Genomic DNA, 16,488 nt, shown 5'->3' on the forward strand with positions numbered 1-16,488 from the left:
CCGGCCGCTGGGCCTAACCGATCAACCGGTACCCTCGGCCCCTGACAGTCTGAAGCATCAGTTCCCCGCCGGGCACCGCGGCCGAAAGTTTCTGGCGGATCCTGAGCACGGCCATGCGGGCATTGCGACTGGGTTGCGCGCTGCCGTTTTCCCACAGTTTTTCCAGCTCACCCAGGGAAACCGTGTCCGGTGCAGCCGTGAGCAAGACGCGCACCACCGAGATCTCGCGCAGGTTCAGGTCGATCCGCCCGCCGGGGAATGACAGGACCATGGCCCGGGGGTCCAGCTCCAACCCACCCCGGCGGATCGCGGCCTGGTTGCGGGACGGGCGATAGCCCGCAGTGGCAAGCATCCTGGCCAACGCATCGGTGCCCACGGGCAACGTGAGCAGGCCCCCGGCACCCTCGGTGAGGGATTCATAGCCGACCCGATGCCCGGAATCGGATCCCTCGAGGGCAACGAGGATGGGCAGGTCACAGTACCGATGAATGGCCGCGACCATTTCCGGGGCGGGGATCGCCTTTAGACGGCTGTCGATGAGCACGGCCTGGACGTCGCCGCCACCGATCCGCAATAGCGCCTCGGCCTCCGAACAGACCTCGGTGAGCCGTATTCCGGCTGCCTCGAAGCGTGCCTTGTCCTCCCCCAGGAGGGTGCTGCCCGAACAAATCGCCACGACATGGCACGGCCCGTGGGCCAGGGAGGAATGCGCCGCGGTCCGTGCCCGGACAGGTTCGGGTGGTGGGATCATCCGAAACGGCCGGAGACGTAATCCTCGGTGCGCTGGTCCCGGGGCCGTTCGAAGATCTCACCGGTCGGTGCGTATTCGACCAGCACGCCGGTACGGTCCCCGGAACCCTCGGCTGCCAGCGCCGTGAAGAACGCCGTCCGGTCCGCCACCCGTGCAGCCTGCTGCATGTTGTGCGTGACGATCACGATCGTGTAGTCGTTGCGCAGTTCCTGCATCAGGTCCTCGATGCGGGTCGTGGCGATCGGGTCCAGGGCCGAGCAGGGCTCGTCCATGAGAATCACGTCGGGCTTGACCGCGATGGTCCGGGCGATGCACAGTCGCTGCTGCTGCCCTCCGGAGAGGCCAAAGGCGGACTGCTTGAGCTTGTCCTTGACCTCGGTCCAAAGTGCCGCGCCGGTGAGCGCCTCCTCCACCAGATCGTCCATGTTGGAGACCTTCATGCCGGTCACCCGCGGGCCGTAGGCGATGTTGTCGTAAATCGATTTCGGAAACGGGTTCGGCTTCTGGAACACCATGCCGATGCGGCGGCGCACCTCAATGGCATCAACGTCCTTGGCATACATGTCAACGCCGCGGAACTCAATGCTTCCCTCGACGCGGGCACCGTCCACGAGGTCGTTCATCCGGTTCAGGGAACGCAGCAAGGTCGACTTGCCACACCCCGAGGGACCGATGAGGGCGGTGATCTCGTTCAGGCCGAAATCGAGGTCCACGCCGGTGACCGCGCGGAAATCCCCGTAGTAGACGTTCACGTCGCGGCAGGTGATGACCGCGTTATCCACCGCATGCGACAGCGCGGGAGGGCGGTGTGCCGAACCGGTGGGGGCCTGAGCCATCTGGACTGGTGCGGCCGGGGCCGCCTGGGCGGGATGGGTCATGGTGTTTACCACCGTTTCTGGTATCGGTTGCGGATGTAGATGGCCACGCCGTTCATCAGGACCAGCAGTAGCAGCAGGATGATGCTGGCCGCGGAGGCGAGTTCGTGGAACTCGGATTGGGGGCGGCTGGACCAGTTGAAGATCTGGATGGGCATGGTGGTGAATTGGCTCATCAGCCCGTTGGGGTCGAAGCTGACGAATACCAGCCCGCCCAGGACCAGCAGCGGTGCCGCTTCACCCAATGCGCGGGACAGGGCGAGGATGGAGCCGGTGGCGATGCCCGGCATGGAGGAGGGCAGCACCTGCCTCCAGACCGTCTGCCACTTGGTGGCGCCCAAGGCCATGGACCCTTGCCGGATTTCCATGGGCACCGAGCGGATGGCCTCGCGGGTGGCGATGATGATGACCGGCATAATGAGCAGTCCCAGGGCCAGCGCGCCGCCGATGACGATGTTCTTGTTCTCGAAGCCCATGGCCGAGAGGAAGGACAGGGCGAGCAGGCCGTAGATGATCGAGGGGACTGCGGCGAGGTTCTGGATGTTCAGTTCCACGGCCCGGTTGAAGAAGTTGTGCTTGTTGGCGAACTCCTCCAGGTGGATCGCGGCGGCGACGCCCAACGGGATGGTGAAGACCGCGGTGGCCGCCACCACCCAGATGGATCCCAGGATGGCCGGCCGTGCACCCGCGTCATCGGGTGAGGACGAGGGGTAGTTGGTCAGGAGGCTCGAGGTGGCCATGGGCAGCCCGTCGATGAACGTCGTGACGATGAGGACCACGAGGAAGGCGAAGGAAATCGCCAACGCCAGCCAGATCAGGCACAGGAAGACCAATGCCGTGGGGGTCTTTTCGCCGCTGAGGCGCTTGGTCCGGTAGCCCAGTGGCTTGACCGGGTCCATAACGGATCGTTGGATGGTACGCACTAGTAGGCCTGCCTGAACTTGCGGACGATGGCGATGCTGATGAAGTTCACCAACAGCGTGATGAGGAAGAGCAGGAGCCCGACGGCGAAGAGCGTCTCGTACTCCAGGGAACCCACCCGGGAATCCCCGAGGGCGGCGTTGGCAATGAAGCCGGTCATCGTCTGACCCTGCTCCAGGGCCCCTCCGACGATGCGCGCCTGGCTGCCGGCGGCCATCGCGACGATCATGGTCTCACCCACGGCCCGGGAAACCCCGAGCACGATGGCGGCGATGATGCCCGAGAGCGCTGCGGGGAACACGACGCGGATTGTGGTCTGCATCCGGTTCGCGCCCAGTGCGGCGGACCCCTGGCGCATGGCCTGGGGCACGGCGGACATGGCGTCCTCGGACACGGACGCGATGGTCGGAACGATCATGATGCCCATGACGATGCCGGCGGCCAGGACGCTGAACGCCCCGGTGTCCAGTCCCAGCCACTCGCGCAGGACCGTGGCCTGTACAAAGGACAACGCGAACAAGCCGTACACGACGGTTGGGATGCCCGCGAGGACTTCCAGGATGGGCTTGAGCACCTTGCGCAGGCCAGGCTTGGCGTATTCGGACAGGAGCATGGCCGCGCCCAGGCCGAACGGGACGGCGATGAGCAGGGAGATGCCCGTCGTCCACAGCGTGGCCGAAACCAGCGGGAGCACCCCGAAGGATGCCGAGGCGAAGCGGGGGGCCCAGCGGTCCCCGAAGAGGAACTCCGTCACGGGGATCTCGCGGAAGAAGCCGATCGCGGGAACGACGAGGGCGAACAGGATCCCGATCGTGGTGGCGACGGTGACCCCGGCGGCCAGGGCCAGGAGGATGCGGATGACCCGCTCCCCGTGGCGGGGCTTCCCCTTGAAGGAAAACGGGGCCGGGCGGCCCGGCGCAATGGCCGGACCGCCCGTCTCGCGTACAACAGTCATAACAATGCCTTTATCTGTCCGCTGACTAGCTGCCGATGGCAGCGAGCTGGTCCTTCGCGGTCTTCTGCTGTGCTTCGGTCAGTCCGATGAAGAGGGCTTCCTCGGCGATCGGGGTCGCGTTCGCGACGTAGTAGTCCACGAATTCCTTCACCGCGGGCTTGTCTGCGTAGGAGGCGTTGGCGGCGTAGACGAACAGCGGGCGGCCGAGGGGCTCGTACTCGCCGCTCTGGACGGTCTCGGCGGACGGCGTGACGCAGCCCTTGCCGCCGTCAACCTGGACGATCTTGACCGAGTCCGGGTTCTCCTCGGCGTAGGAGAGGCCGAAGAAGCCCATGGATCCCTTGGAGCCCTGGACGCCCTGGATGGTCACGTTGTCGTCCTCGGAGGGGCTGTAGTCGGTGCGGATCGCGCCTTCTTCGCCGTTGATCGCCTCGGTGAAGTAGTCGAAGGTCCCCGAGTCGGTGCCGGCGCCGTAGAGGTCAAGCGGCTCGTCCGGGAACGATGCGTCGACGTCCTTCCAGCTCATCACGGTGCCTTCGGCCTTCGGGCCCCAGATCTTGGCCAGCTGTTCGACGGTCAGGCACTGCGCCCAGGTGTTTTCCGGGTTGACCACGACGGAGAGGCCGTCGTTGGCCATGACGATCTCAGAGTATTCGACGCCGTTGGTCTTGCAGTCGGCAATTTCCTCGTCCTTGATGGGACGTGAGGCGTTGGAGATGTCGGTTTCGCCGGCGCAGAACTTCTTGAATCCGCCGCCGGTCCCGGAGGTGCCGACGGAAACGTTGATGTCGGCGTTGGCGCTGCGGAAGAGTGTTGCGGCGGCTTCGGAGAGAGGTGCCACGGTCGAGGATCCGTCGACTGCGACCGAACCCGAGACGGCTGCCGCTCCCGAGGTTTCGGCGGTGGTGGCCTGCTGGCCGCCGCCGCAGGCGGTCAGGGTGAGGGTGAGTGCCAGGGCCGCAAGGGCTCCTGCACGCAAACGTGGCGAGTTGAACGTCTTCACTAAATTTCCTTCCATAAGGATCGCGCCCCGAGGCGCGCCGCTCGGGGTTCCCGATCTATACACATAGAAGTCTGTCTATATGAACAGCTGGTTAACTGGAGAGGAACGGAGGCGGAAACATCGACGGTCATCAATTTGTTGACGCGGCAGAAGGGCGTATCCCCAACCACGGCAAGGATTCGCATGTGATCGGTATACGCGCAGGCGCAACCACCCCCGGAAGGTGTGGCGTCAAAGGTGTGGGCAATGCGGCATGATTCCCGCTGTAGACATACGCTGCAACCTTCCGTCACCTCCGCAGACTTTCCCGTTATCTAAAAACTCATAACAGGCAGGTCAGGGACGGGAGCCTTCTGCGAGCGGCACCCTCGGCGGCCATGGCCACCGCCCTTCGGCTGGGTCACGCAGCAAGCTATTCGAGCACTGCGAGGTCGATAGCGCGTGGCTGTGGCGAGCGGCAGATCAATGTCTGCCCCGGCGGGTTATGCTGCGCGCAGGAGGGGAGCGAGCACGTTGATACGGCGGGAGATGTCGGCGAAGGCGTTCTCGAACGCGTCCTCGGTGTCCAGCCAGAGCGGGTCCGTCACGGACCAGTGGATATCCCCCAGATCGGGGAGTTTTTCGTGGGCGGTGTCGCAAACCGTCACGACGAAGTCCTCGCCGCCCACCACCTGATCCAGGTGCCGGGGTTCACGGTCCGTGAGGTCCAGTCCGTGGCGGCGGGCGATATCCACGGCCCTCGGGGCGATGTCGTTGGCCGGGTGCGTCCCCGCGGACGTCGACGGGATAGAACTAGCCCGTTGCCACAGGGCGGCGGCCAGCTGCGACCTCGCGCTGTTCCGCGAGCCGACGAACAGCACCCTGCGGGCCGCACGTTCGGCCCCGGGCTCCAGCCCATCGAAGGCGCCGGCGGCGAGCCGGAAGTAGCTTCGACGCTTGTCCGCCTCGGAGCGGTGGCTCGTCGCCAAACCCGCTGCTTCCAGTGCACGCAGGTGGTGGGAGAGCAGGTTCGAGGGCATCCCCAATTCGGCCCGCAGCTCGGTCGGCGAGAGGTCGCCCAGGGTCAGCAGGTCAACGATGCGCAGCCGCGCGGGATCCGCGAGGGCCCCATACTTGGCGGCCCGCGCCCCGAAGGCGACTTCTGGCTCTGTGTTCATTGATTCAATCATGGCTGAGATACGTTCTACGCTCAAACTGGAGCCCCAGCTTCACCCCCAGCCGCCGTTGTGGTGCCGCGCTGTGGCTCGATCTAAACCTCGCGCGGCAGATATTCCCGGAAGGTGGCGCAACTGAAGGATTCGGTTGTCGGTTTAACTGCAGCTGGGTTTGGTGGTCGGTTAGTGTCCGGCTCCGAGCTTTCCCCCCATTCGCTCGCGCATCTTCAGGCTGGCCGCGTTCAGGCCCTCGATTTCGACGGTCTTGCCGTATTTCGCGTACTTTGCGGCGATGGCATCCAGTGCTGCGATGGTGGAGGCATCCCACAGGTGCGAGTTGTACATGTCGATGACGACGCGGTCGGGATCCTCGGCGTAGTCGAATTGGGTGTAGAGGTCGTTGGATGACGCAAAGAACAGTTCCCCGTTCACCTCGTACTTGGCGATGGGCTCCCCGAAGTGCTCCTCGATGTGGCGTTCCACGGTGACCAGGTGGGCGACCCGGTTGGCGAAGAGGACCATGGCGGTGAGCACCCCGACGCCAACGCCGATGGCCAGGTTGTGCGTCCAGACGGTGACGACGACAGTAGCGAGCATGACGGTGGTTTCACTCTTGGGCATCATGCGCAGGGTGGAGGGCTTGATGCTGTGCCAATCGAAGGTGGCCACGGACACGAAGATCATCACGGCCACCAGCGCTGCCATCGGGATCAGCGCCACGATGCCGCCGAGCGCGACGACCAGGATGAGCAGGAAAACTCCGGCCAGGAAGGTGGAGATGCGGGTCCTGGCGCCGGAGGCCTTGACGTTGATCATGGTCTGCCCGATCATCGCGCAACCGCCCATGCCGCCGAAGAATCCGGTGATGATGTTCGCCGCGCCCTGGCCCCAGGATTCGCGGGTCTTGTTGGAGCGGGTGTCGGTAACGTCGTCGACAAGCTTGGCGGTCATCAGGGATTCGAGCAGGCCCACGAAGGCCATGGCCAGCGCGTAGGGGAACAGGATCTGCAGGGTCTCGAAATTCAGTGGAATGTTCGGCATGAACAACGAGGGCAGGCTCTCGGGCATCTCACCCTTGTCCCCGACGGTGGGGACCGCCAGGGATGCGACAACCGCAATGAGGGTCAGAACGACGATGGCAACCAGGGGCGCGGGGACCACGGTGGTGAGCTTGGGCAGGCCGAAGACGATCAGCAGACCCATGATGGTGAGCGGGTAGACCAGCCAGGGGACTCCGAGCAGTTCCGGGACCTGGGACATGAAGATCAGGATCGCCAGGGCGTTGACGAAGCCGACCATGACCTGGCGGGGAATGAACCTCATCAGCTTGGCCACGCCCAGCAGGGCCAGAATGACCTGGAAGATCCCGGCCAGGATCACGGCGGCAATGAAGTAGTCCACGCCGTGGCTTTTCACCAGCGGGGCGATGACCAGAGCAATGGCGCCAGTCGCCGCGGAAATCATGGCCGGACGTCCGCCCAGGAAAGCGATGGAGACGGCCATGGTGAAGGACGCGAACAACCCGAGGCGCGGGTCCACCCCGGCGATGATGGAGAAGGCTATGGCCTCGGGGATCAGGGCCAGCGCCACGACCAGCCCGGCCAGCACCTCGACCTTGAGCAGGCGCGGGGATTTGAGGGTGTGAAGGACGGATTGCCGTTCTTCCGGGGGCAGGATCGGGTGTCCTGCCGTGGTTTTCGTGGCCATTGATGGCTCCGTTCAAGGGAAATTGGCGCTCTTGTGCGCTCGGGTACATGAAATGATGTGGGGTCGGCACGTCCTTGTGTTGCACTGGTTGGCTGCGGCAAGGAATGGCCGAAGCGGCGCACCGAACAAAACCAACCTTACCCTAACGTGAGGGTAGGGTTTGAAGCCGAGGAAACAGGAGAGACCCATGACTGACACCCCAACCCCAGTCCCCGATGGGCGGAGAATGCACATCGGGGACCTGGCCGAGGCCACGGGCCTGTCCCAGCGAACCATCCGCCACTACGACGAGGTGGGCCTGCTCCCGGCAACCACGCGCAGCGAGGGTGGCTTCCGGATCTACACGGAATCCGATTTGCAGCGCATGCTGGTGATTCGTTCCATGAAGCCGCTGGGATTCACCCTGGAGGAAATGGGCGAGCTGCTGGATACGGTTGACCTTCTTGCAACCGACCCGAACGATCCGGAAACCAGGGCCAGGCTGGCGGGCTTCATTGCCCAAGCCAACGCGAAACGCGACAAGCTGGCACTGAACCTCAGCCGGGCCAATTCCTTCATCCGGGACCTGCAAGGCAAGTAGCGTCGTTAGCTGGAACCTACCGTCCATGGAAAAGTGCGGCAACCAGGATGCGTGTAAGCATCTTCGTCAGCTCGAAAAACGAACCAGCCCTGTGTTTTATGCCGCTCGGGGGGAGCCCGCGTCGGCCAAGACCCAGATATTGGGCCGCCCCGCTAAACGGGGTGGCCGGGAAATAGGGTAGCTTCGACCCCACCCGGGAATAAAACTAGAGGGAATAGTGCCACAACGCATAGCACCGGTTACCGATATAGAAGCCCCCTGGACCCCACAGGCGGACTCCAACGAATACATCGCCCACGTGGATGTGAATAGCTTCTATGTGAGTTGCGAGCGGGCCTTCGACCCGACGCTGATCGGCCGGCCGGTAATCGTCCTGTCCAACAACGACGGCTGCGCCGTCGCTCGGTCGGACGAGGCCAAGGCCATGGGCATCGAAATGGGCGCCCCCTGGTTCAAGCTCGCCCCCACCGCCGATTCCCTGGGACTGGTCGCAAAATCCAGCAACTACGAGCTCTACGGGGATCTCTCCGCCCGAACCATGCAACTGCTGGGCCGGCACTCGGCCTGGGTCGAGGTCTACAGCATCGATGAGGCATTCCTGGGTGTCCGCGGGACCCTGCCGGAACTGCAAGCCCTGGCCCGACGCATGAAGCAGGACGTGATGGACCACCTTGGACTGCCGGTCTGCGTGGGGATCGCCAAAACTACCGGTACAGCCGAGTATTCGTTAGTGGCCTATTGGACCCGATCCATTCGGGTTCCGTCGTGGAATATGAATTTCGTTTTCAGGACTCGTCGGCACAGTCCTTCCGTGACCGGAAGGGAACCTTGAGTGGGACAGTCCAACCCGAGCCGGGGTTTCATCAGAGAAAGCTGCATCTGGCCCAAGCAATTCCAGAATTACTCGGGATCCCAGTCAGGGGAATCATTGGGCTCGCTGAAAAAATGATTCGTCTCCGTTGCCGAGTACCAACGTATATGCATTGGAGCCATGGCATCCAATAGTTCTGGCAGAGTTCGGTAGTAGAACTCATCTTCCTCGAACGGCACAGGCTTTTGACGCTCGTTGCGCCTAATAATTGCCACCCAATATTCTTCAATCCCCACGGATAGGTCAGCACAGGAAAGCCACAAATCCGACTCGGTTCTCGCCGGATCTTGGGTCAGCATTCCCATGGAATCAACAACAACGAGGTAGCCCGAATAGTCGCCGCTGGTTACCTCGCCCAGATACTCCGCCTGCCCACGCCTGAGGTTTTCAGGTGTTGGACCTCGCATGTCCGCTGACTGATTGGACTCTTCAATTTCCTGCAACCGCCGAATATAGGCTCGTTCCAGCTCTACTGACTTCTCTTTGTTCTTCCTTCCCCACATGCGCTGACCTTTCCCGAGGAGGCTTGTTGCTTACATTAATAGACTCATTTTCCGAAGCCCTATGGGAACCCTCTGCGGGTCGGTTTCCCCGACCGCAAGTGGAATGAGTCTGGCTACAAGAGTTACGGCCAAGGTTCCAGCTATATCTTCAAGGTATCTGTGGTCAAGAACCTAGGTCAGGTAGTTATTTTTCAGCATCTCGGAATGTTCAAAACCGACGATCCCAGTCGTTAGTCCGATGTGTTCCGGCTATTCGCAGGACCCACCGGGAGCGCATCCGCTGCCAGAGCCACTGCTCGCGCCGTCAGGAGTGAGCAGGCCAATCGTGAGGTACATTGTCGCACCAGCTAAGACTGCGATGCCGAATATCAGAAGGACTCGGCTCCATCGACCACCGCCAGATATTCCGGCACCTCCGATAATTGCTAAGGCGGCACCAATCGCCATCGGATAGTAGGGCCCGAAAATTGAACCGAAGAGTCCGAGCAGCAGGCCGATGACCGCGCCCAGCACCACGACTACGATGCTCGGCGCTGCAGCGTTCCGAGATTGCCCTTCGAGTGCAGTCATATAGTCATTATGCACGGCGTGGGTTCTAGGCAGTAGAGCTTGGTTGTCCGATACTCCCGCCGACGATATGGCCTGCTTTTTGCGCTAAACGCCGCATCACCAAACACCAAGGTCTGCGCTGCGCAGGGTTTCACAGGGGAACGGCTACCGGGACACCGGAGGGAATGGCTGGGAGACCATGGGGAAGGGCGATCCCGCCGTGAACTTATTTCGCGGTAGTGGACACTACTAGATATGAACCAGTTACCGGGCAACGATCAGGACCTTTGGGACCGATGTGCAGCAGGCAACGCCAATGCCTTCGGGACGTTGTTCGATCGGCACGCCGATGCACTGTTCAAGTTCTGCTTGAGCGCCTGCGGGTCATGGCATGATGCCGAGGAACTGGTCTCAATCGCTTTTATGGAAGCGTGGCGAAAACGGGGAACGATCAGGCTGGAGCACGACTCCCTACTGCCGTGGCTGATCGGGGTCGCCGCCAAGTCCAACCTCAATCGTGCACGTACGGCAAAACGCTATCGAGCCCTTATTGAAAGACTGCCGCACGGCGAGGAAACCACGGCATTCGAACCGCAGGTTGCCGAGGTGCTGGATGCACAAGCCCTCTCAGGCAAGCTTCTCGACGGGGCGGGACTAAGCGCGACCGAACGAGCCGTGGCAGTCCTGTGCCTGATGTTCGATTTCACATACATCGATGCGGCCCGCGCACTAGGCACACCCGTGGGGACCATTCGATCACGGCTCAACCGCGCACGAAAGAAGCTGAAAGCCTTTTCCGAGCCAAACCCCGAACATTCGTTGAAACTCTCTCCAGAAACGAGTCGGCCATGAATCCCGAAGAACCGCGTTTCTCAGCGGCACGTCGCACCCAAGTGCGCTCAGTGTTGGTCAATGAAATTTCTCAGGCACAAGGCAGGCCCCGGCGTCACCGGAAACCCCTCATCCTGGCTTCTGCCGGCGCGTTGGTGTTCGCGGCAACCGGATCGGCGTACTACATCGCCACCAAGCCCGTTGAAGACAAACGCGAAATCCGCTGCTACTACAACGCGGACCTCAAGGCTTCGCAGTTCGTGATCAGCGAAGACGAGGGCGATCCCGGCTATCAACTGGGTCCCTACATGGGAGCGGGATATGAGGCCAAGCCCGGCGAATCCGATCAGGTCGAAGACGGGGTCGCCCTGTGTTCCAAGTACTGGGATATGGGGATGATGAACCCCGAAGGCATAACCAGCCATCTAGTTCCCAAGGATTTCAAGCAGCCGGCTCCCGCTCAGCCGGAAAACGCTATCAGTAAAGACGAGAACGGGCAGATCTACACACCTGCCAACGAAAGCGGGCTGGGCCCAGGTCATTATGTACCGGAGCTGGCTTCTTGCGTCGTTGAGAATGCGGTGGCGGTTATCCCTGGCGACAAGAACGTCTGCGCAAGGCTCCAGATACCTTCCCTCGAAAACTAGGAACCCAGGGAACAGGAATCGAGGCCCCTGCCGCGGTGCCATTTTCCTCTAATAGCCACTGCACAGAGTGCCCGAAGTCCTCTGCCCTGCGCTAGGGCGTCCGTAAGCCGAACCCTCACCTGGACAGCGCCCTGCAACTCGAACTTGCTCGCCGCTCTGGCGCAGTGCAGGGTTGGTGTGGCGGAGGGGCCGGTCAGCTGCAAAGCCGCCAATTCACTTATGTCCTCTAGAGAAGCGGTCCCTAATCGATTGCCACCAAGGGTGGCCGGGGTCGCCTTTGCCGTCGAGGACGTCGAAGATGAAGAAGCCCTTCTCAGCAAACCACGCGAGGTCTTCTGCCGGCCGTGTAATTTCCCCTTCCCACCCAGGGACACCCACGTTCGCGGATTCCAGGTTCAGCTCGCAAGCTCGTCTATTGGCTTGGTCAAGCACTCTGGAGTCGGTGACCCCAGCGTTGCCTTCCGATACGTCCCAGAGGCGGTGCAGGATCGCGTAGCGCCCTGCCTTGTTGGTGGGTAGATCTGCAGGCGCAACAGGCTCGTAGTAGTACCCTTCGGTCATCTTCTAGACCCCTTCCGTACTTTTGAATCAAAACCTGCGTGGCCTGAGCCTACGGCACATTCAAACCCGATACGGGTTCGGCCCGAAATCACACAGTCGGGTCCGCGGGAAGAATGACAAATGGGCTCATCCCGGCACATGGTTCGGTCTGGCCACGGTGGCGGTTTTAGCTTGAGTCGCGGTCACCTTGAAGCCGGATCATCATGCGGGTAAGCCGCGAGGGTGGTCTTGAAGGGGAAGCGGGCCACGGGTGGGCTTCGATGATGTGCTGCACCGAATCCATGGCAGCGTCGTATTCGGCAGCGGGGAATTCCAGCTTGGGCGGGAACCAGGTGAGGGGATCATCGTTTCCCTCCGGTATCACCAGGTCCTCGCGGCCCAGGATTTCCGCTGCAATGGCGTCTCCTGCCCAATGAGGTCCATGCCAGATAATGCGATCATCGGTGCGCGCCAGCCAGACGGCGAAGGTTCCGCACAGGATGTCCGCATCGTAGGGGCACACCGTAAGTTCCAGCTCACCAGGTGTCAGCTCCGTGGTCGCCCCGCGCAGCTCTGGATCCCGGTAGCCTGCCAGCCACTCGTCCACCGAGGATTGGGGAAAGCGATGCGCGAAGGGCGATATGCCTACGTTTCGTTTCTTGTTGACGATTGCCGGGACGGGGGTGCCGTCCACGACAAGTTCCACCGTCTCCTCAACCGTGTTCCACCGGGCAGTGATGGAAGAAAGCGCGTCTTTGTGGAGTTCGGGCATGCGTTCAGTATTCCAGTGCCCGAGTGGTTTAAAGGCGGCTTTGGCCAATTCTTCTATTCAAGGCCTCCGATTCCGGGTTCACGCGTCTTCCCAAAGCAACCCGGACGGGCATTTCTTGGCCACCGAAACAGTCGCGTCGTCCCGTAAGGGGTCTGTCCGGATTGGCAATCCGGACAGTTCCGTATGGGGGTGGGCTTGCGGAACGCACCCCGCACTGACCTGTGACTTAAGAAATTCCGGGATTCACAGGAAAGTCGACCGTCCCGCAAGACCTGTCCGGTGATCCGAACCGGTGACGGGGCGTGAAACGGAACGCTGTAGCGGGTGGCTGGACACCAGGCTGGGGATGTCTGGAATTTGGCATGGAAGCCTAGATAGGTCCTGTCGTGAGGCGTACGCGGGGGTAGTCGGTCCAGTCGTGGCCGCTGTGGGCGCTCCAGCGTTCCGCGGCATAGACGGAGATGCCCAAGAGTTCAGCCAAGACCGAGGGCGGAAGGTCGCGGGCGAGGCTCATGAGTGCAACGTTCCTGGCGGCGCGAAGGCTGATGCCTCTGCGCGCGAGTGGTCCCCTGATCGTCGCGGTCGTGAGGTGGCGGCCTGCTCGCCGACCCTTGAAGATCCAGATGTTGCTCTCCCGGCCCGAGGTGGTTCCGGAGTCCAGAAGCCGCCGTAGCAACGCGCCCAATGCTGAGGGAAGCTTGATCGGTTCGGTTCCCAGCGAGAGATAGATCGTGTCGCCCTCCAACGTGACGGCATCGCGTCGAAGCGAGACGACGCGGGTCAGAGCCGTTCCGTAGATGATGGCAAGCAGCCCGCCGACGCGCACCTCCAACCGAAGGTCCTCGGAGGTGAGCAGATCCTTTGCCCAGGCCCATCGTTCGTCCTCGGTAGCACCCGAGGTTCCCAAGCTGCTTTTCAGGTATTCGCTGCGCAGGCGCGTCAATCCCTGGGCGCCCGCCCAACGGATGAACGGCGTGAGTTGTTTGCCGGCCCTGCCGCGTGTTGCCACATAGTCGTCGAAGGTGCGCTGGGGCACGGTGCCCAGATCGAGACCGCGGTCATTGAGCGTGTCGAGCAGATTACAGACCGCGATCAGGTGGGCCTTGGATTGCCTGTGGCGGAGGCTTTCGTCCGTGGTGCCTAGATGCGCGGCATCGACAAACCGCGGATTGACGATCCACGCGGCATATTGCTTGAGAAGCGATCGGTTGGCTAGGTTGGGCAGGGCGGCGAAGTATTCCTCTTCCCACACTTCGAGCCGAATGCGGTCGAAATTTTCGGTGGGGACGACCCCGGATTCCATGAGCAGGGCGGCGAGATACCCGGTCGCACCCCCTGCTCGGTGTCCGGCTATCGCGCGCAGCGAGATGGGGGCGTGGCCGGTGGCCATGTCGTGGACGACGCGCGCCATCGGGCTGCGTCGGATCCAACTGATCACCGCGTCGGCGTTCTCCGGGTTCCTGAGCAGGTAGTGCTCAAGGGCCGTCAGCTGGGGATGAGTGGTGCCCTCGTCATCGGAGATGAGAATTCGAAGAAGCCGAGGTGCAACGCAAATGGTGCAGTAGTTTCCTTGGAGTGGTCGTTGGTCGTTGCCGCATCCGGCACATTGGCCCAGGTCGAATTGGTTCGCGCAGTGAGGGCAGACGGGTCCCTCTTGGCGGAGGTAGGGGGCGATGCGGTATTCCCCGCAGCGGGAGCAAGTGCGGGGGCGTTTGCGCAGCGACTGGTAGCAACGCATGCACAGTGGTGTGTCTTCCTTCCGTGTCATGGTGGGGCGGATTTCTCCGCAATGGGAGCATGCCGTGGAGGGGGAGGTATAGCATCCCTTGCAGACCGGCCCGGAGGCGCTTCGGACGACGGCGGTTCCGGGTCTTGCGCAGATGCTGCAGATTTCCCGGCTGCGGGGATCACGTCGCCAACAGGGCGCGCAATAGGGTTTGCCATCGATCATTCGGTGTCCGCCGCGGCGCACCTGATGGCAGGAGGTGCAATCCGGGGTGGTGGCGGGACGGTTGCACGATCCGCATCGCTTCCCTCCCTGGCCGTCCCGGTGTGGAAGGTTCTTGGCCAGCCCGCAGGAGGAACAGCGGGGCAGCTGGATGTTTTCGTAGCCTCGCGCGCGCAGGTCCTTGATCAGGCGGTACGCCGTCGGGGAGGCATCCGAGCGGCCCGAGGTGAGCAGGTCGGGTTTTAATGCCAGTTCGCGGGCGAAGCGGGTGCGGGCCTTCGCCCCGCCCGCCAGGAGAGCAGCCGAGGCAATGACCGAATCGGGCAACTCCGGCGCCTCTTTCCTGCACGCGTGGACAATCTGGGCAAGGGCCACGTCGGGGTCCACCGGCAGCGAATTCATGCGCCCTGCGGGGCCTGTGGCGGGCGGTGGATCCTGGCAGGCTTCGGCCGCAGGTTTCCGATGGAACCACGGGTCGGTTCACCGGAGACGGCAACGGATTTCTCCTCCACGACGCGGACCTCGATCAGGTCCGAGACCGTGCAGTTCAGCGCGGCACACACCGCGCCGATGAAGCTCAGGTTCGCCCGCTCGGGTGTCTGGGTAACGAGCCGGAACACCTGTTCGCGGGAGAGGCTGACGCCGTACTCCTCAAGCAGGGGGATCAACTCGGTGGTCTTGAAGAGCCCTTGGTCCGCCATGATGCGGCGCAAATTCCAGGTGGTCTCAACATGTTTGGTCATGTCAGCTCCAGGGTGTTGAAGCGGCCCAAGGCGTCCGCCAGGATTCGGTTCTTGTAGTCGCCGCTGACGGAGGTGTAGATGGCCGTCGTTGAGGAGTGCTGGTGGCCGACCTGCTCTTGGACGAATCGATCGGCATAGCCGTATTCGATCAGATGCGTGACATAGGAATGGCGTAGGCAGTGCAGCGTCAGGGCGGGGTCGAGGCCGGCTTCGCGCCGCAGGGCGGTGAACCGCCGGTCAATGTACTCCAGGGAGACACGGGTTTTCCGTTCGGTGGGCCAGAGCGCCGGCAGGTCGCCGGGTGAGAACAGTGCCCTGCCTTCGTCGACCCATTGCCTCATGCCGTCTATCCACCATGACAGTTCCGGGACGAGCAAGACGGTCCGGCGTTTCGGCACGCTTCCCTTGCTCGCCTTGCCCCATCGAACATGCATGGCGGCGTACCGTTCCCACTCGGGGACACGGGCATTGCGGTGAAGGTCGTGGAGGTCCAGGCCCCGAAGTTCGGCCCGTCGCAGTCCGAAGGCATAGGCGGTCTTGAACATCTGAGCGTCCCGCAGTGCTGCCAGCGCGCCCTTCCGTCCTTCACGGATCGAGGATTCAACCCGTGAATCCGCATAGTCGAACAATGTCTGTATCTCATCGAATGTCAGTGCCCGCCGTGCCGGGCGCCCTTCGTAGTCCGCCACGTGTTTCGTCGTGTTCCATGGCAGGCAGATCTGGGAGGGCGTGTTCCCGAATTGGGACTCGCAGATCTCCACCCAGTCATAGTCGGGGCTGATCAGGTAGTTGCAGAAAACCTGCAGGATCCCTTGCCGTTGCCTGATGGTCGAAAGCGCAAGTCTCTTGGAACGCATGGAGCTGGTGTATTCTTCCAGGTCGGAGGCTTGCCACTGCCACGGGTAGGTCCCTGCATACTCGCCGAAGTTCCTGACGGTGGAGGTTCGGCTTTCAATGGTGGCGTCGGCCAGGCTTCGGCTTCGTTGCTGTTGCTCCCAGGAACCGAGCATGGATTCGTAGACCGCTTCATCTGGATGAAGGGCCGCGGTCCCGGAATCGAGGGATAGCACGTTCCGGAGGTTGCTGACGTCCAAGAATTGTTGCATCTAATCGATGACTGTATGAATAGATGCAACAA

At 62.4% G+C, this 16,488-nt stretch carries 16 protein-coding genes and 1 pseudogene; 4 read left to right on the forward strand and 13 right to left on the reverse strand.

Translation table 11 applies throughout. From position 1 onward, the window contains the following. Window positions 1-13: 13 nt before the first annotated feature. From Q2T94_RS07430 to Q2T94_RS07460, 7 genes are all read right to left on the reverse strand, one after another. Window positions 14-751 carry a winged helix-turn-helix domain-containing protein gene (locus Q2T94_RS07430; protein WP_302263491.1) on the reverse strand — a complete coding sequence of 246 codons (738 nt, stop codon included), beginning with the start codon at window positions 749-751 and terminating at the stop codon, window positions 14-16. Further along, window positions 748-1,518, reverse strand: a complete 771-nt coding sequence (gene pstB, locus Q2T94_RS07435; RefSeq protein WP_436836843.1) for a phosphate ABC transporter ATP-binding protein PstB — start codon at window positions 1,516-1,518, stop codon at window positions 748-750. The genes Q2T94_RS07430 and pstB overlap by 4 nt, the downstream gene beginning before the upstream one ends. A gap of 116 nt (window positions 1,519-1,634) precedes the next feature. Further along, complete coding sequence (pstA, locus tag Q2T94_RS07440) at window positions 1,635-2,549, reverse strand: phosphate ABC transporter permease PstA (RefSeq protein ID WP_302263493.1); 915 nt, start codon at window positions 2,547-2,549, stop codon at window positions 1,635-1,637. Beyond that, window positions 2,549-3,502 (reverse strand): phosphate ABC transporter permease subunit PstC, encoded by a 954-nt coding sequence (gene pstC / locus Q2T94_RS07445; RefSeq protein WP_302263494.1) that lies wholly within the window; start codon window positions 3,500-3,502, stop codon window positions 2,549-2,551. The genes pstA and pstC overlap by 1 nt, the downstream gene beginning before the upstream one ends. 25 nt (window positions 3,503-3,527) lie before the next feature. Beyond that, window positions 3,528-4,505: a PstS family phosphate ABC transporter substrate-binding protein gene (locus Q2T94_RS07450; protein WP_302263495.1), complete on the reverse strand. Its 978-nt coding sequence runs from the start codon at window positions 4,503-4,505 to the stop codon at window positions 3,528-3,530. A gap of 482 nt (window positions 4,506-4,987) precedes the next feature. Continuing rightward, the gene (locus Q2T94_RS07455; RefSeq protein WP_302263496.1) at window positions 4,988-5,662 is read right to left on the reverse strand and encodes an arsenate reductase/protein-tyrosine-phosphatase family protein; all 675 of its coding nucleotides are present in this window, start codon (window positions 5,660-5,662) and stop codon (window positions 4,988-4,990) included. 180 nt (window positions 5,663-5,842) lie between these two features. Further along, window positions 5,843-7,366: a SulP family inorganic anion transporter gene (locus Q2T94_RS07460; protein ID WP_302263497.1), complete on the reverse strand. Its 1,524-nt coding sequence runs from the start codon at window positions 7,364-7,366 to the stop codon at window positions 5,843-5,845. Between the two features lie 187 nt (window positions 7,367-7,553). On the opposite strand from Q2T94_RS07460, the gene Q2T94_RS07465 reads away from it, so the two are divergent. Next, window positions 7,554-7,946, forward strand: a complete 393-nt coding sequence (locus tag Q2T94_RS07465) for a MerR family transcriptional regulator (protein WP_302263498.1) — start codon at window positions 7,554-7,556, stop codon at window positions 7,944-7,946. A gap of 247 nt (window positions 7,947-8,193) precedes the next feature. Continuing rightward, window positions 8,194-8,673: pseudogene (locus Q2T94_RS07470) on the forward strand (Y-family DNA polymerase); the annotation flags it as partial. A gap of 173 nt (window positions 8,674-8,846) precedes the next feature. On the opposite strand, the gene Q2T94_RS07475 reads toward Q2T94_RS07470, so the two are convergent. Continuing rightward, a complete protein-coding gene (locus Q2T94_RS07475; RefSeq protein WP_302263499.1) occupies window positions 8,847-9,320 on the reverse strand; it encodes a hypothetical protein in 474 nt (157 codons plus the stop codon). Window positions 9,321-10,124: 804 nt separating this feature from the next. On the opposite strand from Q2T94_RS07475, the gene Q2T94_RS07480 reads away from it, so the two are divergent. Then, complete coding sequence (locus Q2T94_RS07480) at window positions 10,125-10,721, forward strand: RNA polymerase sigma factor (protein ID WP_302263500.1); 597 nt, start codon at window positions 10,125-10,127, stop codon at window positions 10,719-10,721. Next, complete coding sequence (locus Q2T94_RS07485) at window positions 10,718-11,347, forward strand: hypothetical protein (RefSeq protein ID WP_302263501.1); 630 nt, start codon at window positions 10,718-10,720, stop codon at window positions 11,345-11,347. Before Q2T94_RS07480 ends, Q2T94_RS07485 begins: the two co-directional genes overlap by 4 nt. A 213-nt stretch (window positions 11,348-11,560) precedes the next feature. Here the strand turns inward: Q2T94_RS07485 and Q2T94_RS07490 are convergent, their stop codons facing one another. The 5 genes from Q2T94_RS07490 to Q2T94_RS07510 form a co-directional block, all read right to left on the reverse strand. Continuing rightward, window positions 11,561-11,908, reverse strand: a complete 348-nt coding sequence (locus Q2T94_RS07490) for a hypothetical protein (protein ID WP_302263502.1) — start codon at window positions 11,906-11,908, stop codon at window positions 11,561-11,563. Window positions 11,909-12,074: 166 nt separating this feature from the next. Then, window positions 12,075-12,659: a hypothetical protein gene (locus Q2T94_RS07495; RefSeq protein ID WP_302263503.1), complete on the reverse strand. Its 585-nt coding sequence runs from the start codon at window positions 12,657-12,659 to the stop codon at window positions 12,075-12,077. A gap of 370 nt (window positions 12,660-13,029) precedes the next feature. Further along, window positions 13,030-15,009 (reverse strand): hypothetical protein, encoded by a 1,980-nt coding sequence (locus Q2T94_RS07500; protein WP_302263504.1) that lies wholly within the window; start codon window positions 15,007-15,009, stop codon window positions 13,030-13,032. Next, window positions 15,006-15,350: a helix-turn-helix domain-containing protein gene (locus Q2T94_RS07505; protein ID WP_302263505.1), complete on the reverse strand. Its 345-nt coding sequence runs from the start codon at window positions 15,348-15,350 to the stop codon at window positions 15,006-15,008. The genes Q2T94_RS07500 and Q2T94_RS07505 overlap by 4 nt, the downstream gene beginning before the upstream one ends. Next, entirely contained in the window at window positions 15,347-16,456 is a 1,110-nt protein-coding gene (locus tag Q2T94_RS07510; RefSeq protein ID WP_302263506.1) for a tyrosine-type recombinase/integrase, read from the reverse strand. Before Q2T94_RS07510 ends, Q2T94_RS07505 begins: the two co-directional genes overlap by 4 nt. Window positions 16,457-16,488 lie beyond the last annotated feature (32 nt).

The sequence above is a fragment of the Paeniglutamicibacter sulfureus genome (assembly GCF_030512175.1).
GTDB classification, from domain to species: Bacteria; Actinomycetota; Actinomycetes; order Actinomycetales; family Micrococcaceae; genus Paeniglutamicibacter; species Paeniglutamicibacter sulfureus.